Origin of the sequence: Polynucleobacter sp. UB-Tiil-W10 (assembly GCF_018881605.1) — a bacterium.
In the GTDB taxonomy this organism is placed as follows: Bacteria; Pseudomonadota; Gammaproteobacteria; order Burkholderiales; family Burkholderiaceae; genus Polynucleobacter.
In genome coordinates this window covers 1,434,782-1,454,905 of the sequence record NZ_JACVPZ010000001.1, presented here as the reverse complement: position 1 = coordinate 1,454,905, position 20,124 = coordinate 1,434,782, and the positions used below count along the sequence as shown (strand labels likewise).

Here is a 20,124-nt window from a genome sequence, read left to right as displayed (position 1 = left end):
GTCCTTATTTATTTAACTTGTCATACCAGAGCTCATGGTGCTCTTTAGCCCAAGTAGCATCTACATAGCCGGTCTTCATGCCATCGATTGAGCCTTGCATACCAATGGTACCGATATAAATGTGGCCCATCGCCATGGTAGTCATCAAGATTGCAGCACTGCTATGAATGATGTTGGCGATTTGCATCGTGCCACGCAGATACTCGATCTGCATAAACGGCACGATCATGTCGAGCACAAATCCTGAGGCAGAAATTACTAAGCCTAAGAAAGTCATACCAAACCAGAACCAAAATTTCTCACCCATATTGAAGAAGCCAGCTGGCACATGCTTGCCGCTAAACATTCCACCAAAAGTTAACAGCCAATTGAGGTCGCCTTTTCCAGGAATATTTTTACCCACAAAGAGCAAGAAGAAAATCACGATGCTCAGGGTAAATAATGGGCCAGTAAAATTATGAATATTTTTACAAACCATCAAGAAGGAGCCGTAAGCAACACCCCCCATTAAAGGCATCGCAAAATATTTACCGTACAGAATTAATAGACCTGTAAATGCAAGAGCCAAGAAACTAAATGCCATCACCCAGTGAGTGATGCGGTCAAATGCACTAAAACGCTTCACTTTAATGCTTGACAATGGCTCATGCAGCTTGATTGAGCCTTTAATGGTGTACATCGCAATAATGCCAAAGAAGGCAATCGCCAATAACCAGCCACCGTAAACGGTAATGATGCCGTTACGAATCACACGCCATTCTTGACCAGCACGTTGGATCAAAACACCTGCTTGCTTGTCAGGAATACTGACGTAGTTTTGTGGGTCGCTGTTTGGCGCCATGAAAATTGATGGATTTGCTGGCTGAGCCTGCGCTTGAGTTCCATTGGCCAAAGCATTTGGATTTGCCGGCACAGATGCAGGAGGCACATCTACTCCGCTAGGAGAAGGCAAAGGCGCCATCGGTGCACGTTCAGCAAAGCTCATACCACTCGCTAGAGTCAGTGACAAACCTGCAGCCACTACCAAAGTGCGTAGAACTTTAGAAAATGATCGTTTCATACACATGTCCTTAAACGTTTTCGTTTTATTTATTGTTATTTAGTTGATCACTTAACGCGACTGTATTCGTTTTGACCTTGATTGCGCTTGTCAATCGACTCGGTCCAACTAGCCTGGTTACCTGGCGTCCAGCCCTTAGTAACAAACCCGTTATTAGCGCCCATATAAGGGGCAACATCTGGACGCTTAGCAGCCTTTGCAGCAATTTCTGGAGGCTCAGAGCAAGCCCCCAACAAAGCTGCTGCTGCAAAACACAAACCGAGAGTTTTGAAATTCACTTTCATTATTGAGCTCCTGGAATTTTTGCAGCAGGTGTTGGTGTAGGCGCTGGTGCATCCGGTCCACCGTACGCAGTAGTCCAACCAAAGGCTTTGGATCCTGGGTACTTGCCATTCTTCTCACGTGTCGCAACACGATTATTAAAGATGCCAGAAATAATATCGCTATCACCACCGATCAATGCTTTTGTAGAACACATCTCAGCGCAGAGTGGCAACTTGCCTTCTGCCAAACGATTGCGCCCATACTTTTCGAACTCAGCAACGCTGCCGTTTTCTTCTGGACCACCGCTACAGAATGTGCACTTATCCATCTTGCTGCGGGAGCCAAAGGCGCCCTTGCTTAAGAACTGTGGCGCGCCAAATGGGCAAGCAAAAGAGCAGTAGCCGCAACCGATACAGATATCTTTATCGTGCAATACAACACCTTCATCAGTACGGTAGAAACAATCTACTGGACATACCGCCATACAAGGAGCATCGCTACAGTGCATACATGCAACTGAAACTGATTTTTCTTGACCGATGATGCCATCGTTTACCGTAACAACACGGCGGCGATTAACACCCCAAGGTACTTCATTATCATTTTTACAGGCCGTGACACAACCGTTGCATTCAATGCATCGCTCTGTGTCGCAAATAAATTTCATTCTTGCCATTGTGTTCTCCTGACTTTATTTTTTGACTTAGGCAAATTTTTCGATTTGACACATAGTGGTTTTTGTTTCTTGCATCATCGTCACCATGTCATAACCATAAGTAGTTGCAGTATTAACAGCTTCACCCTGAACTACTGGGGCTGCACCCTCTGGATAGTATTTACGCAAGTCCGCACCCTGCCACCAGCCAGCAAAGTGGAATGGCACAAAAGCAGTTCCTTGATCAACACGTTCTGTCACTAAGGCGCGTACTTTAATCTGCGCACCCGTTGGCGACTTCACCCAAACATAATCCCAGTTCTTAATACCGCGATCTGCAGCAGCCTTTGGATTAATCTCCACAAAGTTTTCTTGCTGGAGTTCTGCCAACCATGGATTAGAACGTGTCTCGTCACCACCGCCCTCGTACTCAACCAAACGACCAGAAGTCAGAATGATTGGAAACTTCTCGTATAACTTCTGATTCAAGTTTTGATCTTGAACAGTCTTATAGAGAGTTGGTAAGCGCCAGAAATTCTTCTTATCAGCAGCTGTTGGGTACTTGCGCATCATTGGAGCGTTTGTACTGTAAAGCGCTTCACGGTGAATTGGAATTGCATCAGGGAAGTTCCAAACCACTGCACGTGCTTTGGCGTTACCGAATGGATGGCAACCGTTTTTCATCACTACGCGCTGAATACCGCCAGATAAGTCGGTCTTCCAGTTTTTACCTTCTGCAAGTTTTTTCTCGTCATCAGTTAACTGATCCCACCAACCTAATTTCTTCACAAACACGTGATCAAATTCTGGGTAGCCAGTGGTGATCGCTGAGCCCTTAGAGTAGGAACCATCTTCAGCCAACAAACTCTTGCCTTCACGCTCAACACCGAAGTTAGCGCGGAAGTTACCACCGCCCTCCATAACACTCTTACTTGTGTCATACAGATTTGGTGAGCCAGGGTGCTTGATTGCAGCTGTGCCGTAGCAAGGCCAAGGCAAACCGTAGTAGTCGCCGGTTGTGTCATAGCCAGTTACCGGGTCAACACCACCACGTGACTTCAATGTCTTCGGATCAAATGTGGCAACCATTCTCATGTGTGCCTTGAGGCGCTCTGGTGTTTGACCGGTATAGCCAATGGTCCAGCAAGAGCGATTAATCTCACGCAAGATATCTTCAATCTGCGGCTCTTTCCATTGCTTACCAGCAAATTTAGAGTTGAGCATCTTGTAATTCTTGGACAACTCTTCACCGAAGCCTAAGCGATCAGCGAAAGCCTGCATGATTACGTGGTCAGGTACAGACTCAAACAATGGGTCGATCACTTTTTCACGCCACTGCAATGAACGGTTGGAAGCCGTCGCAGAGCCACAAGTTTCAAACTGAGTTGCTGCAGGCAACAAATACACATTACGATTCTTATTAACCGCTTGTCCTTCTGCAGCAGGCATCGCAGCCATTGCAGCAGTAGCACTTGGATATGGATCCACAACCACTAAGAGATCTAACTTATCCATCGCACGCTTCATATCGAGGCCGCGAGTTTGTGAGTTAGGAGCATGACCCCAGAAGAACAGACCCTTAACGTTAGTCTGCTGATCGATCATGTCATTCTTCTCGAGAACGGCATCGACCCAACGAGAAACAGTAGTGCCGGATTTCTCCATCATGTCAGGCGCATAACGACCCTTGATCCAGTCGTAGTCAACACCCCAAACAGCCGCGAAGTGTTTCCATGAGCCAGCAGCCAAGCCATAGTAGCCAGGCAAGGAGTCTGGGTTAGGACCTACGTCAGTTGCACCTTGAACGTTATCGTGACCGCGGAAAATGTTGGTACCGCCGCCAGACTTGCCTACGTTGCCTAAGGCTAATTGCAAAATACAGGAAGCACGCACGATGGCATTACCAATAGTGTGCTGGGTTTGACCCATACACCAAACAACCGTACTAGGACGATTCATTGCCATGGTTTTAGCTGCCTGATAAACCTGCGCTTCAGGAACTCCGCAAGCTTCTTCAACCGCTGCAGGCGTCCACTTTTCCATGACTTCTTTGCGAATCTCATCCATGCCGTATACACGGTCATTGATGTACTTCTTATCTTCCCATCCATTTTTAAAGATGTGATACAGCATGCCAAACAAGAATGGAATATCAGTACCAGATCGAATACGGATATATTGATCTGACTTAGCAGCAGTTCGGGTGTAACGTGGATCAACCACAATCACTTTGCAACCATTTTCTTTTGCGTGCAAGAGCATCAACATAGAAACTGGGTGAGCTTCCGCAGCATTTGAACCAATGTACAAAGCAGCCTTGGCATTCATCATGTCGTTATAGCTATTGGTCATCGCACCATAGCCCCAGGTGTTTGCAACACCGGCAACTGTTGTGGAGTGACAAATACGAGCCTGATGGTCTGTATTGTTTGTACCAAAGAAAGAAACCCACTTACGGAGTAAGTAGGCCTGTTCATTGTTGTGCTTAGAAGAGCCGATGAAGAACATCGCATCCGGAGAATACTTCTCACGAATGCTCTTCATCTGTGCAGTAATTTCAGTTAAGGCTTGGTCCCAAGAAATACGTTGGTACTTTCCATCAACTAACTTCATTGGGTAACGTAAGCGGTAATCACCATGACCATGCTCGCGCAAGGCAGCGCCTTTAGCACAGTGAGCGCCCATATTGATTGGAGAATCAAATACTGGGTCTTGACGTACCCAAACACCATTCTCAACAGTGGCATCCACTGCGCAACCTACTGAACAGTGGGTGCAAATTGATCTTTTGACTTCGATCTTGCCTTTGCCATCAAGCATTGCCTTACTTGGTTCAGCGGCCGCCCTTTGAACAAAGCTCAATTGACTAGCGGCGATACCAGCACCAACTCCTACGCCTGAACGCTTGAGGAATGCGCGGCGATCCATGGTTGGCACAGCAGCTTTTAAGCCGCGTGACAGACTGCCAATCAGGTGCGATGTTGTGCGACTGCTTTGTGGGGTATTGGATTTACGAGTCAGACTCATATGGTGTCCCTGATAAAGTTTTTTTATTTATTGAATAACTGTTGAAACAAAAGCAAATTAAGGTTTCTTAAATCAAAGTAGATTCGTAGTACTTGCGCATGTGAGCGGTCATGGTTTGACCAACATCTTTCACCACTTTGGTGCCGCTAATTTCTTGAATAACCGCCTTGCCAACCGGGGTTTGACTCACTACTGCGACAGCACCAACAGCGGCGCCTGCACCAATAAAGAACTTACGGCGCGATGGTTTATTTTCTTCGCTTAAAGCAACGGTAGATTTGGTGCGCATGGCATGCTCCTAAGTAGTTTTTCTTGATTTTGGACAAGTGTAATTGGTAATTGCATTTTTGACATATCGTTGTAACAAAACCCATCTAAGGCTTACCCTATGTTGCATTGCAACATTAAATCATGTCGAAACCTTGACCCTCAATGGCTAGGAATTCTCTGGTTAAGGTGGCGATTGGGTGGTAAAGATGCATCTCAGGAATGCCCTCTATTGCATCGCATAATTCGTCGTACCAGGGTCGAATGTGTTGGTTGAAAAAAACCCTTTGATTTGTAAGGTTTGAGATTTCAACATCATCCCCTGCAATCAGATATCGCATCACCTCGCAAAGTGCGGAAATATGATCTTCAGTCTCTGTTATCTCTTGCGCAGCCTCAAGCCCAAATTCAGCCAATGCATTCCGAATATTGATCAAAGGCTTCTCATTTAAATGGCCTGCCATGTAAAAGGAGCCATTGAGCACAACGTTGGGCTTGCCAACGCTAATGAAATTCAAATCAAACTCATCAAGCCAAGCCTTAGCAGAATTATTTTTAGCTACCTCAACCACGTCCATCCAGGCCTTGGCCAATGGAGCCTCATCAGCAGCATCATGTTGCTCTGCTGATGCTGCAATTTGATCTAAAAGCTCTTGATCAGGCGGCATCTGAAAAAAACGAGCAATTAAGCCATATAAGTCTGCCCTTGCTAAATCCTCTGGCAAACCAACATCCCCTATTTCAGCAGATAAATCATCTTTAGCCACTGCATTAGCCGCGTCTTTTGCTATTTCGCTCATGTTTCTTTTTTCACCATATCTACAACTCGACAATCACTGCACATCTTCAATCGATCCATTGCAGCACCAGCAAATGCACCGTGAGCACCTAGCTTGGTGAGCATAAGATCAACCATCTTGAGTGTTCCAAAAGGCTTGCCACAGCTAATGCAATGGAAGGCTTGTGTTTCATTCAAAGTGGTCCGTTGCTTGCGCTGCTCTACTGTTTGCAAACGAGGAGCAAGAGTTAAGGCTTTCTCGGGGCAGGTTTGTACGCAGATGCCGCACTGAACGCACTGCTTTTCAATAAAAGAAAGTATGGGCTCATCTGGGTTATCTAACAGCGCGCCCTCGGGGCAGCCGCTGACACAAGACATGCACAAGGTACAAGCGTCTTTGTTAATTGTCAGCCCGCCCAATAAGGAAGATTTTGGAAGTACAACTCCCGCCTCTGGTAATGGTGTCTTGGCTTGTTTTTGTAAGTGCTCTAGGACCGCCTCTAGCGTTTCGCGTTTTTGATTGGAGAGACCAATACTTGCAGGCGTGCAAATAGGACCGAGTGATCCACGCTGACGCAATGCTCCCATTGCTTTTGACAATGTCGATAGATCTTCAACAGAATTCGCCAAGATCAAATGAACTCGCCCATCAAAGCCATATGCCTTAAGAATGCTATTTGCTAAATCTACCTGCTCTTCAAGCGCAGCACGATACGCGGGATCTTCATCACCGCTTAATAGCAATGTCACCTCAGCAAAACCATATGTCAGGGCACCAAGCCATAAGTCCAAACCTGTTGAAGCAATATGTTCAATGCCATAAGGTATGACAAATGACGGAAGACCTTCAAACTGCTTTGGCATGATGTGTGAAGAGCGGCCTAAGCCATCAATCATGTGTGTGCCAGCTTTTAATGTATGCAAAAGCAAGCTTGGGGCCATTGCCTTATTGATCTTTTTAGCTTCGGCGGTAAAAACACTTGCTACCGTTTTCAGTTCTTTACCTTGATGAGCAACGCTTGGATAGTTGTAACGCATTGCCCCGGAAGGGCAGGTGGTGGCACATGCGCCGCAACCCATGCAGAGATTTGGATTGACCTCCACAGAACCTTGGCCATTTTTAAAGATCGAACCAATGGCTCCGGTTGAACAAACATCAATACAAGCATTGCAACCCACTTTGCCATTGCGCCCATGGGCACAAATTTTTTCGTTGTAGACAAAATATTTAGGCTTCTCAAACTCCCCCACCATCTCTGACAATTGATTTACTGACAGCGCTTGCTCCAAGGGATCCGCACCAGGGGCGAAATAGCCTTGCGGTGTTTGGCTCATCCGCATTTTGGGGTCTACTCTTAAATCCAAAATGAGATCAAATTCAGAATTACGTTCACGCTCTTTTCGATCAAAAGAAATGGCACCAATACTGGCGCATGCTGTCACGCAATCGCGATGGGATTTACATTTACTTAAATCAATCTGAAAGGAAAGATCAATGGCGCCTTCAGGACACACTTCAACGCAGGCTCCACAGCGCGTACACATCTCGGGGTCAATTGGATTTTGCAGGTCCCAGTTCACTGAAAAATTACCTAGATAGCCATCTAACTTAGTGACTACACCAGTAAAGATTGGATAACTGCGGGCAAGGGGCAAGTCACCTGGCTCAGTACAGAGAACAGACACATCCAATGACTGGCTTAATTTTTCAGCCCAAGGGATGGCTTGAGAGCCAGCGCCGACGATGAGCAGTCTTCCCTGGCTTTCATAATTTACTACTGGGACAGGCTCAGCTTCCGGCATATCCGCTAAAGCTAGTAATGCGGCAATTTTGGGGCCAGAGGTTTTAGCCTCTTGCGTCCAGCCGGCAACCTCTCGAATATTCACAAAACGCAGTGGCGCAACCAAAGGCTTTTCAGATTGATCAGCCAACTCTCTAAATAGCACACCCTCTTGCGTGCAAGCCACAACCAATGAGTCAGATCCGTCGAGGGCTTTTAAAAAAGATCCTACTTCCTGCCTGCATAAAGATTGGTGAATCGGCACACCCATTTCTTTTGCATCTAAGGGCATAGTGCCATTGCAGTTACAGACTAATTTTTGACTCATGCGCTATCTTCTTAGGTTTTTTTCTGTTCTGACTCAATCGGCACTTCATTTGGCACGACATCCAACGGAGCAGAAGGTTTTTGCTGTGTGGATGTTAAATCACTTTGCTTTTGCACATCCAATAACGAACTAGCCTCTTGACCCTCAATTGGCTTGGGCTCTTGAGTTGCAGGCTCGGCTGACTTAGTGAAAAGCTTCAACATATCACTCTGGACCATCCTCTCGAGCATTCCAGGAGGAAGTGGATCTGGCTGGCTATAGTCACCAATATAGATGTCCAAGCCATCCATGATATTGAAATGAGGATCGGTAAACATTTTCTTAAGGGCGGCTTGCTGAACGACTGGATCTACATCTGGCTTCATAAAAGCAGAAAAGTCAGGATCAAAGCGATCGATCTTGGCTACATCTTCTAGGTTGGCTGGCGGAGGTGCAGTCTCTTGGGCGCCCTCAACGAGCGGAGCCTGAGCTACCTCTTTGGGAGTTTCTACTTTCTTCTCGAGCGCGACATCTTCCTTACCTGCTTTGCGCTTAGACCAACGGCCCAGAAATCCATCGGCCATTATTCCTCCGCAGGGCGTTGGGCACCCTTGAATGAAGCAGGCTTGTGGCGCTTTTTAGGCTCAGGACGATAGTTGTCATTAACGTACTCTTGCAACCAAGCGGCATGCTCGTCAATCATGGGAACGGTATCAACTGACTCGCCACCATCCAGTAAGCGCGCAGCTTCGTTGTAGCTGACACAAATACGGTGTGGTACTGCAAAGGATGCTTCAGCTTTGGCCAAGGCAATAAATTGCTCATCGATATAACGCTCAATATCTTCCTCAAGGCGCCACATCACAAACCAACTCGGGGCTGTGGCTGAAACATTGAGGTAGTAGCCCTCGGCCTCATCCGGGAAGAGATCAAGCTCGTAACCTGTGAATAACCAAGACTCACCATCGGCATCTCGCCCCAGAAACTGACCCGAGATGGCGTTGCTTTGATTGCTATTAAATTGCCCAAAATCAGGCAACACTTCCTGAGGCGCCCAGCGGTATGAAACCCATGGGTTATCAATATTTTGTTTACGCATGATTACCGCAAAGCGCATAAATGTTCAGAGCCTTAGGTGTTTTGAACCACAATGTTCGGAAATTTACTGCTCATGTCTTTTGATAGAGTAGCAACACGGATAGCGACCTGTCTAGCAATACCTTTATAGATAGCGCTGATTGCGCCATCCGGATCGGCCACTACAGTAGGACGACCTGCATCCGCCTGTTCACGAATCGATAGGTTTAGCGGTAAAGAGCCCAAGAAATCGACTGAATACTCTTTGCACATTTTTTCACCGCCGCCAGTACCAAATACATGCTCTTCATGTCCACATTTTGTACAAACGTAAGTGCTCATATTTTCAATAATGCCAATAATGGGTACGCCGACCTTCTCAAACATCTTCAGACCTTTGCGCGCATCTAATAAGGCTATATCCTGTGGCGTAGTGACAATGACAGATCCGGTAACGGGAACCTTTTGCGCCAAAGTCAATTGAATATCACCTGTACCAGGCGGCATATCTACTATTAAGTAATCCAAATCTCGCCAACGGGTTTGGCGAAGCAATTGCTCTAGAGCAGAGGTCACCATGGGGCCACGCCACACCATCGGAGCATCATCATCGATCAAGAACCCAATCGAGCTTGCCTGCAAACCATAGGCTTCCATTGGCTCAATCGTATTTTCTTCAATAGAGTCCGGTCTACCAGTAATGCCCAACATCATTGGCTGACTGGGGCCATAAATATCCGCATCCAAAATGCCAACCTGCGCACCCTCGGCAGAAAGTGCTAAAGCGAGATTCACAGCAGTTGTGGACTTCCCTACTCCACCCTTACCGCTCGCCACTGCAATAATGTTTTTTACGCCGGGTAAAAGTTTGACGCCACGCTGCACTGCATGCGCAACAATTTGACTGGAAATATTAACGCTGACATTTTTAACGCCAGATAACTCACGCAAAGCATTGATCACCGACTTACGAATCGAATCAAACTGGCTTTTAGCGGGATAGCCCAAGACAATATCTAAAGAAATATCGCCATCTTCCACGCGGAGATTTTTAATATTTTTCGCAGTGACAAAATCAATCTTCGTATTGGGATCGACTAAGTTTTTGAGTGCTGCCTGTACTGACTCTGGTGTAACTGACACTACCTTCTCCTAATATGAATAAACCTAGAAAGTGCTTCTAGGTTTTTAGTACTTTTCTTAATTAGCGCTAGCTTACTCGTAGCTGCAAATATTTGCTGAAAGTGAGTCCAACCACTTTCCTTTTAGTGCCTTGAAAAATACTAGGCGCTGAGGGATTTCATTGGGGGGTTATAAACACCCCAAGCAATGACTATTTAGAAACTGGAAATCCAGCGTCATTTATGAGTTCACTAGCCTTTTCTTCGGATAAGCTGGTCTCCAGATTCACGGTCTGGCTCGCTAAATCCACATGAACTGTTGCTTGCGGATCCTGGGCCTGAATAGCTCGAGTTACTGCATTAATGCAGCCCCCACAAGTCATTCCAGATACTTTTAAACTCAACATATAGGCCCTTTTGATGTAAATATGGCTTTAATGCAGTAGATTATCTTCTATATGAACCCCCCAAAAGACGCTAATTCAGAGCTTTTTACTCTAGATATCGGCGGCATGACCTGTGCCTCCTGTGTTGGCAGGGTTGAGAAGGCTTTACACAAGATTCCGGGGGTGGAGGCGGCTAGCGTGAATTTGGCTACCGAACAAGCCAAAATTCGCCTAAAAGCGGATTCTGGAGTCAGCATCGATGAAATCATCGCTTTAGTTCAAAAGACAGGCTATGAGGCCAAAATCAGCATCCCTCATGGAATTTCAGACTTGGCACCCTCTAAATTGTTCTGGGGGAGCGATGGTCTGGGTCGCGTCATCCTAGGCTTTACGCTCTCTGCCCCACTCTTTTTACCCATGTTTCTCATGCCTTTAGGCATTCATTGGGCGCTCTCGCCAAAATGGCAACTTCTGCTCGCCACCCCAGTGCAATTTTTTTTAGGGTGGCGCTTTTATAAGGCTGGCTTCAAATCCCTAATGTCGGGCGTTGGCAATATGGATTTATTGGTAGCCCTTGGTACTAGCGCCGCCTACGGTTTAAGTGTCTATCAAATGGTGAGCTCAACTCATGCAACACATGAACTCTATTTTGAAGGTTCGGCCGTCATTATCTGCATGGTCATGCTTGGCAAATGGCTAGAAGCTAGAGCAAAACAACAAACTAGCGAAGCCATTCGCGCGCTACAGAAACTTTGGCCCGAGCACGCAAAAGTGATTGATCAAAATATCGTCATCACTGAGCACTCCCCACTAGACCAATTTCGTGACCTCCCCTTAGATCAGGTATTTCCAAAAGATCGAGTCTTAGTATTGCCAGGTGAGCGTATTCCGGTAGATGGAATCATTTTGCTTGGCCACAGCCATATTGATGAATCCCTTCTCACAGGAGAAAGTGACTCCGTCAAAAAGCATATTGGTGAAAAAGTCATTGGTGGCTCACTCAACGGCGAAGGCCTATTGGTGATTGAGGCCCAAGCTGTAGGCGTGGAGAGCGTTCTCTCCAAAATTATCTCCATGGTAGAGGATGCTCAGACCCAAAAAGCTCCGATACAAAAATTAGTAGATCAAGTCAGCGCAATTTTTGTGCCCAGCGTGATTGCGATTGCGATCCTTACTGGATTGGCGAACTGGTTTTATTTGGACTCGGCATCAATTGCTATTTTGCGAGCAGTCTCAGTTCTTGTTATTGCATGCCCATGCGCATTAGGTCTTGCAACACCCGCAGCGATCATGGCCGGAACTGGTGTTGCAGCACGCTTTGGGATTCTCATTAAGGACCCTCAGGTATTAGAGTTGGCACATCGCTTAAATGTGGTTGCTTTTGATAAGACAGGCACGCTCACTGCTGGCAAGCCTCGCTTGCTAGAGATCATTCCAGTTTCAAACACATTTACCAAGGATTACATCTTAGCTACTGCTGCAGGCTTACAACTTGGCAGTGAGCACCCTCTCGCAAAAGCACTTTTAGATGCTGCCAAGCAAAAGGGATTCAGCCCCATTACTCCAACTGACAGCAAAGCGATGCCGGGTATCGGCATTAGCGGTACACCCAGTTCAGGCTTTTTTGTGGGCCAAAGCCTTAGTCTGCAAAGCATCACTTCTTTAGAGGGCAGCCAACATCACTCCGCAATATTAGAAAAAGCCAAAGCATGTTTTGATGCTGGGCAAACTGTGAGTGTATTGATGAGTAACGAATCTTCTTCAGCGTCCTCAGCTCCCTCATTCCCGATTGCAATCATCGCCTTTGGGGATGAGCTTAAAGACAGCGCGAAAGAGGCGATTGCTTCTTTGCATCACTTACATATCCGCGCAGTGATGCTGTCTGGTGACAATAATACCGCGGCTAATCGTGTTGCAAAAACCATTGGTATTGAAGAAGTATTTGCCCAAATTATGCCAAGCGATAAGGCAGACATTATTCGCAAACTCAAATCAAAAAATGGTGAACGCCAATTTGTGGCAATGGTGGGCGATGGTGTGAACGACGCGCCTGCTCTAGCAACTGCAGATGTTGGTATGGCAATGTCCACGGGTACTGATGTCGCTATGGAGGCCGCTGGCATCACCTTGATGAGAGGCGATCCTAACTTAGTAGCGAATGCAATTGATATCTCCAAACGCACTTGGAAAAAGATTCAGCAAAATTTATTTTGGGCTTTCATCTTTAACGCTATCGGCATTCCCTTGGCAGCACTAGGTTATCTCTCGCCCATGCTGGCTGGAAGCGCCATGGCACTATCGAGCTTCTGCGTTCTCAGTAATGCGCTACTCCTGAAAAGATGGCGCCCTACCCATTCTTAGAAAACGTTTACTTTTGATTCTTGCGAATCAATTCAATATCACCATAAAAGGCACGCGTCTCTGACTTGGTATTGTCTGTATCAGTAAGCAAGGCAATACCAATAACCTCGCCTGGCGCTTCGCCATAAGCACGCTTATAGTCAGCTGCCAAATCACGTTGATGCTTATGCCACTGGCCTAAACTATCCCAACCAGAATCCACCACAATCATTTTTACCCTAGAGGTATGGGCATTAGTAATGATGGTGTCGACAGGTGATTTTCCGGACCAGATGTACATCAAAGTTGCATAAGGCATCTCTTGTCCGCTGATGAGATTAGCCATCTCAAAAGTCATTTTTTCTTTCAAGGGCAGCTTGGATTTATTGCCATCAAATGCAACCAGTATGCGAAGTGGCGCATCATCAGCATAACCATCCGCATTATCAGCATTGATGATTGGGTTAATTGCTTTCCATTCCCACTGCAACAATAAATTAGCAGCCTGACGCGGACGTAATTTGACAGCCAATCCAGAAGCAGATGTTTTGGAGTTAGCGCTAAGTACTGTTTTACCTTGATAGCTCTCAAGGCGATACACCGTATTCTTTTTAAATGGCGCGATGCGATAGAAATTCCAGCCATTAGGCATGCCATCACGCGCGGTCTCAGCCGAGAATTTTGGTAACTCCTCTTGGGCCGGCAATTGATCCGCATTAAACGATTGACCAGCTTCGTTTTGCACAGAATCACCACTCAACCCAGCGCATCCAGCCATAAATAGAACCGTACTGATGATTAAAAATAGGGGGGCTCGCTTCAACATGTCTCAATTGTCCCAAAGAATGCTGCTTCTGAGTCTAAAATCATCTTATGCGCCAACAATCACCCTCAAGCTGGGCTGCAATCTGCGTCATTATTGCTGCAGCAGTGCATCTAGCCTTAGGCTTTTCAATAGAATTTTCAGTTGATGAGGCTCACTATGCTTTGTATGCCCAACACTTAGCGTGGAGCTATTTCGATCATCCGCCTTTGGTTGGCTGGATTCAATGGCCACTGGTGGCGCTAACCTCTTCAGAAGGTGTTATTCGCCTGATCCCAGAGCTGTTGTGGATTTTTTCCTGTTACCTGGTATATGAAGTCACAGTTGAAGTGCATCACTTTATTCGCGGTCGTAACGCAGGCTATCTAACAAGCGCTCTTCCATCTGCAAATTTGTGTGGGCTACTAGCGATCCTCATTGTGATCGCAGCGCCCATGCTGCATGTTCTGGCAATTGGTTTGCTGCCCGATACCTTACTGGCACCCATCAGTCTTGGGCTGATGTTGATGGGCATACGTTGGCTGAACAAAGATCAATTTAGCATTAGCGACTGGATTGTTACTGGCGTTTTATTGGGCCTAGCAGGCCTTAGTAAATACACTGCCGCTTTCACTGCGTTTGCATTGTTATGTGTTTTTCTGAGTACTCCAAGAAAACCATGGATTACTAAAGTCGGTTTTTGGCTAGCAGTTGTCATTGCATTGCTACTCATCACCCCTGTTCTGTATTGGAATTGGGCAAATGATTGGATTTCTTTTAAATACCAACTTGCCCATGGCGGTGGTGGTGAGTGGCTCTGGCGCAGATTGGGCGCTTATATTGGCATTCAAATACTCGTCTTTGGCCCTCTTTACATATTGGGAGCTTTTGTATTTTTAAAAGACTCCATGCATGCTACAAAGATTTCATTGCTTGCACTCTTCGGATTCTTTCTGATTCCATTCGCAATCTTTGTTGGCCTTTCCGGTGGAGGCGGCCTTCCTCACTGGACCTCACCCGCATGGTTTTGTCTGGCGCCATTTGCCGGAATTGGTTTAGCAAAAACTTGGGCTACACATCATCGCTACTGGATTCGTATTTTATTTTTTATCCAAATTGCCCTGTGCTGCATCGGCTTTGCTTATGTATTGTCTGGTGGCATTAGTTCTGCTGCAATCAAATCGAATCCCATTGCTGATTTGTATGGCTGGAAAGTGGCAGGTCAAAAAGCAGCGGCTCTTAGCAAGGCCACCAAAGTCGATGGTATTGCAGTTCAAAACTGGACGCTAGGCAGTCGCGCGGCTTGGTATGCCTACCCCACTCCGGTATTTGTTTTGGATCAGCGACAAGATCAGTTCGATCTGTGGTTTGGGGATTTACCAAGAGGGTCAAATGTCCTACTCATTAACTGGTCAGGCATGCCGCACCCCATACCGGTCGGCAATAAATCCGGTTTTGAGGCATGCGAGCCCCTAGATAGTCTAGAAATTGAGCGTTTTGGCCGAGTTTTATCAAAATTTGACTTTAGCCTTTGCAGTAATTGGCAGGACTCCAGCCGCTCGGAGTAATTCCCCCAAATTCAAGACCTTAGGCGCCCAAGGCATTATCCTTACGCTTATGAGTTCACAAGCCCAGCCCAGCACCAAACCCCAATCGAGATGGAAATCCATTCTCAAACGAGCTTGGCCCACGATTCGCGCTCTACTTTCGATTGCTCTCCTCTGGAAAGCAACGAGTGGAATTGATTGGCACTCTCTATTTGATACCCATCTTCAGATGCAACCCTTATGGTTCTTGGCGGCACTAGCATGCATGATGTTTGCCTTTATTTGCGGTGGATATCGCTGGGGATTATTTATGCAAGCGGTGGGATTTCCACGGCGCATTCACTCCTACATTGGTCTGTATTTTGCAGGCGGTCTAATTAACCAAGGTCTACCAAGTACATTGGGTGGCGATAGCTATCGCGCTATTACTGCAACCCATTTAACGAGTGCTGGCAATTTAAGCGAAACAAAAGAATTAGATGAAGAGCTGCACCATTCGGTAGATCTCGAAAGCGCCACACCCAAATTGCGTTTAAGTTTTTCGATGGTATTGGTCGACCGCCTCTTAGGCTTAGCCGGCAATAACCTACTTGGCGGAATTGGCTTGATATTGGGCGGTGCCACATTGGCAGCCTGGGGTCAGGACCTGGGCTATGCGGTGATGGCAGTCATGTTGCTAGCAGGCGTAGCAATTGCCCTGATCCTTGCCTGGGCACCTAGCAAGCAACTACTCCAGAAATTCTTGGATCGCTTCAACATGAATAATGCGATGCCTGGCATTAATCTTGCATTTGCGTGGCCCAATAATATTGCTCAAGCATGCTTAGCAATTGGTATTCACTTTCTGACTATTTTGGCCTTGCTGTTTTGCATGAAAGCTTACGGAGTAGACGCTCCAATTGAAGGCTTAATGATTGGCCTGCCTGCGTTAAGTTTGTTACTGATGTTGCCAATTAGTATTTCAGGATGGGGATTGCGCGAAGCAACCCTTTCATCGGTCTTGGCCTTATGGGGTGTTAACCCATCATTAACGGTGCTAGCTTCCATTAGCTACGGAGCAATTACCGTTTTGTCTGTACTGCCAGGCGCCTATTTTTTATTAAAACGAAAATAATTCTCTAGAGTAAAACTATGACTATTAGCGTCAACACCATGCGCGCCATTGACCACTGGGTCGGCGTACCACTTTGTGCTGTTGTTAGCCCATTTATCGCCCTCATTGATGGCGTGAAAAATATTTTCAATCGCGGACCAGAGACTCCAAAGAAATTACTGTTTATTGAACTCTCTGAAATGGGAAGCGCTATTTTGGTTGACCCTGCAATGCGTAATGCACAAGCTCGTGGAGCCGAGTTATTTTTCTTAATCTTCAAAAGTAATCGTGCCAGCCTCACCTTACTCAATACCGTAAAACCAGAAAATATTTTTACTATTGACTCATCAAGCTTGGGCGGCTTAATGAAGGATACGCTGCGCTTTCTGATTCTTGCTCGTAAGCACCGCATTGATACCGTGATTGACTTGGAGCTATTCTCTCGATTTACCGCACTACTGACCGGCATGTGCGGTGCACGTCGCCGCGTGGGATATCACATCTATCACGGCGAAGGACTATGGCGTGGATTTATGTTGACTCGCAAGGTGCATTACAACCCACACATTCACATTACCAAGAATTTTCTATCCTTAATTCATGCTGCCTTTGCCCAAAAGATTGAAGTGCCTTTTAGCAAAATTGAGATTAAAGATTCTGAAGTGCGCTTAGAACAGGCCATCATCAATCCAGACGCCCTAAAAAAGGTGCGTGAGCGTATTGAGAAGATGGCCAAGGAGGCACGCATCGACTACACCGCAGGCAAGGATCGTCTGATTCTGATTAACCCGAATGCAAGTGATTTACTTCCACAGCGTCGCTGGGCACAGCAACGTTTTTCTGAATTGATTCAAGCGATCCATCAGCAATTCCCAAACGATCTCATTCTGATTACTGGCTCACCTGCTGAATTCGTCTACGTAGAAAAAGTGCGTGCCGTAGCTAATGTTAAAAATGCCTTGAACTTTGCTGGGCAGGTCAGCTTTGCTGAACTACCGCCGCTCTACACCCTTTCGGATGTGATGGTGACAAATGATTCTGGTCCTGGCCACTTTTCAGCAGTCACACCATTGAGAACGGTAGTTCTCTTTGGGCCTGAGACTCCTGCCCTTTATGGCTCAGTTGGTAACTCAATCGCCATTACTGCAAATCTCGCCTGCTCTCCCTGCGTGAGTGCCGCCAATCATCGTAAAACACCTTGTCACGACAACGTGTGTATGCAGGCGATTACTGTCCCACAAGTTCTTGATAAAGTAATCCATCAACTTCAAGATGCTGATCAGGTGAAGGCTCGCTAAGCTGGATGAACAACAAAGCAATTCCTGCGTTTGCTTGGTTTATTCCATTAGCTCCTCTTACGCTCGCTTGCGCTATTTACTTTGGCGAGCTGCAAACCAGCAGTTTTTTATTCATCAATCGATTTACACAGCTTCTACCTGACACTCTTTGGGCTTGGCTGACTTTTTTAGGTAATGGCTGGGGATTGTTTGCTTTAACTTTTCCATTACTACTGATAGCGCCCCGCTTATTAACTGCTGGGATATTTGCTGGGGCAATTACTGCGTTAGCAAGCTTTAGTCTCAAACGCACCTTTGACTTACCAAGACCTGAAAGCGTTCTTAATAGCGAAAGTTTTTACCATTTCGGAGAGCCATTGCTGAGCAAGGCGTTCCCATCGGGTCATACATTAACTGCATTTGCTATCGCAAGCGCACTGTATTTCGCCTGCGATCAATCTAAGCGTATCAAAATGTCTTTGTTATTTATTGTGGCCTCACTTGTAGGTCTCTCGCGAATTGGGGTCGGAGCCCACTGGCTTTCTGATGTTTTAGCGGGAGCGGGGATTGGTATTTGGTGCGGAATGATCGGTGCAATACTTGCACAATACGTTCCCGAAAATCAACTCACCCCCAAGAATTTCTGGCCTCGCTTCATTGCACTTAGTGGTGGCGCTGCAATATATGCGCATTTCACCCAAACGATGGATCTCGAACTTAATCTGCCTTTGCAATACGTCTCAATTGCTATCGTAGCCATTACCTTGGTCTTTTTTGTTAAAGCGCAATTTCATCAAAACCCAGGAACTCCAAAGTAATTTATGTTTAGCTATCGACATGCTTTTCATGCTGGCAGTCATGCTGACATCCTGAAGCATCTAACCTTAATTCATTTGGTCGAGTACTTGCAAGAGAAGCCTGGGGCACTCACGATTGTGGATACACATGCTGGTGCTGGCATCTACAGCCTAAAGGATGGCTTTTCTACGGTGAGTAAAGAGGCTGATGGAGGGATTTTTCGCCTTCATCAGTTTATAGAAACATGCAAACACGCAAACGTAGCAATTCCAGAGAGCATCCAAGAGTATGTGAAATCTATTGATGTAGAAAATCTAGACGGAGAACTCTCCACCTATCCAGGCTCCCCTTTCATTTTGGCTCAATTGTTACGGCAGCAAGATCGTCTCAAATTATTTGAACTACATCCTAAAGAAATTGATATCCTGAGACACAATATTGGTCAGCTAAAGCAGTCTAAGCAGATTAATATTTATGCCGAAGATAGCTTTGCCAGGCTCAAGGGCCTACTCCCTCCTCCTAGTCGACGCGGCTTAGTTTTAATTGATCCCTCCTACGAAGACAAGCAAGACTATCGCTATCTAGAAGTTGCTATGGAAGAAGCTCTGCAACGTTTTGCAACTGGCTGCTATGCAATTTGGTACCCTGTACTCTCAAGAAGAGAGTCGGCAGCTCTACCAGATCGCCTGAAAAAGATCGCAGCCATTCATAAACGTTCTTGGCTGCATACAGAGTTGCGCGTTGAAAATGCACCGGGCGAGCGTCGCTTACAAGCAAGCGGCATGTTCATCATCAATCCCCCATGGACGCTAGAAAAACACTTGGCACAGGCTCTACCGATTTTGGTTAAAGCCTTGGGAATCAATGGCGGCGGCCAATTTTTATTGAAAAGCCTCGAAGCTAAGAACTAATCACGCAAGTTCATCATGACCTCATTACGCCGCATGAAGGGTAAAGTCCATGGCGGGTTGTAACGGGAGAAATTAGGGACTCCAACACCTTGAAGATTCCGTGTTTTCATCCACTGCTCAAGCTCCAGCGTTTTCTCAGCAACTTTTTGCTGATTATAAAAACCAGTAAAACTGATTACAGCCTTTTTAGTCGCGGGAATTTGACGTAATTGCACCTGCGGATTCATTGGCTTAGGTATTGTTTCCATGGTGTACTCTGCGGGCATAACAAATGACACAGTCCATTTACCTGCGTTAGATTCAATTCCCACAGGGGCAGTCATGGCAATCTTTGCACTCTTTTGTTGTTGATCCTCAACCATCACGGGTGCGGTCATGGCAATTTTTTCACTAACTTGATTCTGGCCAAAAATATAACCCGCAATCAAACGAAATCCCTGACTAGAGGCTTCATCTAAATTGCCATCGACTTGAACCTCGGCCACAATCATTGGCGCATACGATCGAACTTCAAAAGGAGGTTCTTTTTCGAGAATAGAATATTTGGGCTCTTCAGTTGCCATTACCGCTCCTGCAAAAGTGAGCGCAATGGAAATGAGTGCGCCCTTATAGAAAGAATGACTCATACGATCG

General features: G+C 46.2%; 19 protein-coding genes. 6 read left to right on the top strand and 13 right to left on the bottom strand.

Annotation, left to right across the window (positions count from 1 at the left end):
• Nucleotides 1-4 precede the first annotated feature (4 nt).
• The 11 genes from ICN33_RS07450 to ICN33_RS07400 all read right to left on the bottom strand — a co-directional run bounded on the left by ICN33_RS07450 (nt 5) and on the right by ICN33_RS07400 (nt 10,744).
• The gene (locus ICN33_RS07450) at nt 5-1,060 is read right to left on the bottom strand and encodes a formate dehydrogenase subunit gamma (RefSeq protein ID WP_216195861.1); all 1,056 of its coding nucleotides are present in this window, start codon (nt 1,058-1,060) and stop codon (nt 5-7) included.
• Between the two features lie 47 nt (nt 1,061-1,107).
• Nucleotides 1,108-1,344 carry a hypothetical protein gene (locus ICN33_RS07445; RefSeq protein WP_216195859.1) on the bottom strand — a complete coding sequence of 79 codons (237 nt, stop codon included), beginning with the start codon at nt 1,342-1,344 and terminating at the stop codon, nt 1,108-1,110.
• Nucleotides 1,344-2,000 (bottom strand): formate dehydrogenase FDH3 subunit beta, encoded by a 657-nt coding sequence (gene fdh3B / locus ICN33_RS07440; protein WP_216195857.1) that lies wholly within the window; start codon nt 1,998-2,000, stop codon nt 1,344-1,346. The genes ICN33_RS07445 and fdh3B overlap by 1 nt, the downstream gene beginning before the upstream one ends.
• A gap of 27 nt (nt 2,001-2,027) precedes the next feature.
• Nucleotides 2,028-5,006 carry a molybdopterin-dependent oxidoreductase gene (locus ICN33_RS07435; protein ID WP_216195855.1) on the bottom strand — a complete coding sequence of 993 codons (2,979 nt, stop codon included), beginning with the start codon at nt 5,004-5,006 and terminating at the stop codon, nt 2,028-2,030.
• Between the two features lie 67 nt (nt 5,007-5,073).
• On the bottom strand, nt 5,074-5,295 hold the full coding sequence (locus ICN33_RS07430; protein WP_216195853.1) for a hypothetical protein: 222 nt from the start codon (nt 5,293-5,295) through the stop codon (nt 5,074-5,076).
• A 115-nt stretch (nt 5,296-5,410) separates the two neighbouring features.
• A complete protein-coding gene (locus tag ICN33_RS07425) occupies nt 5,411-6,073 on the bottom strand; it encodes a molecular chaperone (RefSeq protein WP_216195850.1) in 663 nt (220 codons plus the stop codon).
• The gene (locus tag ICN33_RS07420; protein ID WP_216195848.1) at nt 6,070-8,160 is read right to left on the bottom strand and encodes a 4Fe-4S binding protein; all 2,091 of its coding nucleotides are present in this window, start codon (nt 8,158-8,160) and stop codon (nt 6,070-6,072) included. Before ICN33_RS07420 ends, ICN33_RS07425 begins: the two co-directional genes overlap by 4 nt.
• An 11-nt stretch (nt 8,161-8,171) precedes the next feature.
• Entirely contained in the window at nt 8,172-8,723 is a 552-nt protein-coding gene (locus tag ICN33_RS07415) for a DUF3306 domain-containing protein (protein ID WP_216195846.1), read from the bottom strand.
• Complete coding sequence (locus ICN33_RS07410; RefSeq protein WP_370623234.1) at nt 8,723-9,238, bottom strand: DUF3305 domain-containing protein; 516 nt, start codon at nt 9,236-9,238, stop codon at nt 8,723-8,725. The genes ICN33_RS07415 and ICN33_RS07410 overlap by 1 nt, the downstream gene beginning before the upstream one ends.
• A gap of 32 nt (nt 9,239-9,270) precedes the next feature.
• A complete protein-coding gene (apbC, locus tag ICN33_RS07405) occupies nt 9,271-10,359 on the bottom strand; it encodes an iron-sulfur cluster carrier protein ApbC (protein WP_216195842.1) in 1,089 nt (362 codons plus the stop codon).
• Between the two features lie 190 nt (nt 10,360-10,549).
• Complete coding sequence (locus ICN33_RS07400) at nt 10,550-10,744, bottom strand: heavy-metal-associated domain-containing protein (RefSeq protein ID WP_216195840.1); 195 nt, start codon at nt 10,742-10,744, stop codon at nt 10,550-10,552.
• 51 nt (nt 10,745-10,795) lie between these two features.
• Here ICN33_RS07400 and ICN33_RS07395 point away from each other — a divergent pair, with 51 nt between their 5' ends.
• Nucleotides 10,796-13,084, top strand: coding sequence for a cation-translocating P-type ATPase (locus ICN33_RS07395; protein ID WP_216195838.1), 2,289 nt, complete (start codon nt 10,796-10,798; stop codon nt 13,082-13,084).
• A 7-nt stretch (nt 13,085-13,091) separates the two neighbouring features.
• On the opposite strand, the gene ICN33_RS07390 is transcribed toward ICN33_RS07395, so the two are convergent.
• The gene (locus tag ICN33_RS07390; RefSeq protein WP_216195837.1) at nt 13,092-13,889 is read right to left on the bottom strand and encodes a DUF3047 domain-containing protein; all 798 of its coding nucleotides are present in this window, start codon (nt 13,887-13,889) and stop codon (nt 13,092-13,094) included.
• Nucleotides 13,890-13,936: 47 nt separating this feature from the next.
• Here ICN33_RS07390 and ICN33_RS07385 point away from each other — a divergent pair, with 47 nt between their 5' ends.
• From ICN33_RS07385 to ICN33_RS07365, 5 genes are read left to right on the top strand one after another with little or no spacing between them, the layout of a single operon-like run.
• Nucleotides 13,937-15,433 (top strand): glycosyltransferase family 39 protein, encoded by a 1,497-nt coding sequence (locus ICN33_RS07385; protein ID WP_216195835.1) that lies wholly within the window; start codon nt 13,937-13,939, stop codon nt 15,431-15,433.
• A gap of 49 nt (nt 15,434-15,482) precedes the next feature.
• A complete protein-coding gene (locus tag ICN33_RS07380; protein ID WP_216195832.1) occupies nt 15,483-16,526 on the top strand; it encodes a lysylphosphatidylglycerol synthase transmembrane domain-containing protein in 1,044 nt (347 codons plus the stop codon).
• Between the two features lie 17 nt (nt 16,527-16,543).
• Complete coding sequence (locus ICN33_RS07375) at nt 16,544-17,803, top strand: glycosyltransferase family 9 protein (protein ID WP_216195830.1); 1,260 nt, start codon at nt 16,544-16,546, stop codon at nt 17,801-17,803.
• Between the two features lie 5 nt (nt 17,804-17,808).
• On the top strand, nt 17,809-18,600 hold the full coding sequence (locus ICN33_RS07370; RefSeq protein ID WP_216195828.1) for a phosphatase PAP2 family protein: 792 nt from the start codon (nt 17,809-17,811) through the stop codon (nt 18,598-18,600).
• Nucleotides 18,601-18,603: 3 nt separating this feature from the next.
• Nucleotides 18,604-19,491 carry a 23S rRNA (adenine(2030)-N(6))-methyltransferase RlmJ gene (locus ICN33_RS07365; protein WP_216195826.1) on the top strand — a complete coding sequence of 296 codons (888 nt, stop codon included), beginning with the start codon at nt 18,604-18,606 and terminating at the stop codon, nt 19,489-19,491.
• On the opposite strand, the gene ICN33_RS07360 is transcribed toward ICN33_RS07365, so the two are convergent.
• A complete protein-coding gene (locus ICN33_RS07360; protein WP_255530703.1) occupies nt 19,488-20,117 on the bottom strand; it encodes a heme-binding protein in 630 nt (209 codons plus the stop codon). The two genes, ICN33_RS07365 and ICN33_RS07360, sit on opposite strands and share 4 nt — an antisense overlap.
• Nucleotides 20,118-20,124 lie beyond the last annotated feature (7 nt).

Coding starts and splice junctions, on each gene's coding strand:
- fdh3B (WP_216195857.1), bottom strand. CDS start 2,000: ATGGCAAGAATGAAATTTATTTGCGACACAGAGCGATGCATTGAATGC.
- ICN33_RS07390 (WP_216195837.1), bottom strand. CDS start 13,889: ATGTTGAAGCGAGCCCCCCTATTTTTAATCATCAGTACGGTTCTATTT.
- ICN33_RS07430 (WP_216195853.1), bottom strand. CDS start 5,295: ATGCGCACCAAATCTACCGTTGCTTTAAGCGAAGAAAATAAACCATCG.
- ICN33_RS07450 (WP_216195861.1), bottom strand. CDS start 1,060: ATGAAACGATCATTTTCTAAAGTTCTACGCACTTTGGTAGTGGCTGCA.
- ICN33_RS07435 (WP_216195855.1), bottom strand. CDS start 5,006: ATGAGTCTGACTCGTAAATCCAATACCCCACAAAGCAGTCGCACAACA.
- ICN33_RS07365 (WP_216195826.1), top strand. CDS start 18,604: ATGTTTAGCTATCGACATGCTTTTCATGCTGGCAGTCATGCTGACATC.
- ICN33_RS07395 (WP_216195838.1), top strand. CDS start 10,796: ATGAACCCCCCAAAAGACGCTAATTCAGAGCTTTTTACTCTAGATATC.
- ICN33_RS07385 (WP_216195835.1), top strand. CDS start 13,937: ATGCGCCAACAATCACCCTCAAGCTGGGCTGCAATCTGCGTCATTATT.
- ICN33_RS07360 (WP_255530703.1), bottom strand. CDS start 20,117: ATGAGTCATTCTTTCTATAAGGGCGCACTCATTTCCATTGCGCTCACT.
- ICN33_RS07415 (WP_216195846.1), bottom strand. CDS start 8,723: ATGGCCGATGGATTTCTGGGCCGTTGGTCTAAGCGCAAAGCAGGTAAG.
- ICN33_RS07370 (WP_216195828.1), top strand. CDS start 17,809: ATGAACAACAAAGCAATTCCTGCGTTTGCTTGGTTTATTCCATTAGCT.
- ICN33_RS07420 (WP_216195848.1), bottom strand. CDS start 8,160: ATGAGTCAAAAATTAGTCTGTAACTGCAATGGCACTATGCCCTTAGAT.
- ICN33_RS07425 (WP_216195850.1), bottom strand. CDS start 6,073: ATGAGCGAAATAGCAAAAGACGCGGCTAATGCAGTGGCTAAAGATGAT.
- ICN33_RS07375 (WP_216195830.1), top strand. CDS start 16,544: ATGACTATTAGCGTCAACACCATGCGCGCCATTGACCACTGGGTCGGC.
- ICN33_RS07400 (WP_216195840.1), bottom strand. CDS start 10,744: ATGTTGAGTTTAAAAGTATCTGGAATGACTTGTGGGGGCTGCATTAAT.
- ICN33_RS07380 (WP_216195832.1), top strand. CDS start 15,483: ATGAGTTCACAAGCCCAGCCCAGCACCAAACCCCAATCGAGATGGAAA.
- ICN33_RS07445 (WP_216195859.1), bottom strand. CDS start 1,344: ATGAAAGTGAATTTCAAAACTCTCGGTTTGTGTTTTGCAGCAGCAGCT.
- ICN33_RS07410 (WP_370623234.1), bottom strand. CDS start 9,238: ATGCGTAAACAAAATATTGATAACCCATGGGTTTCATACCGCTGGGCG.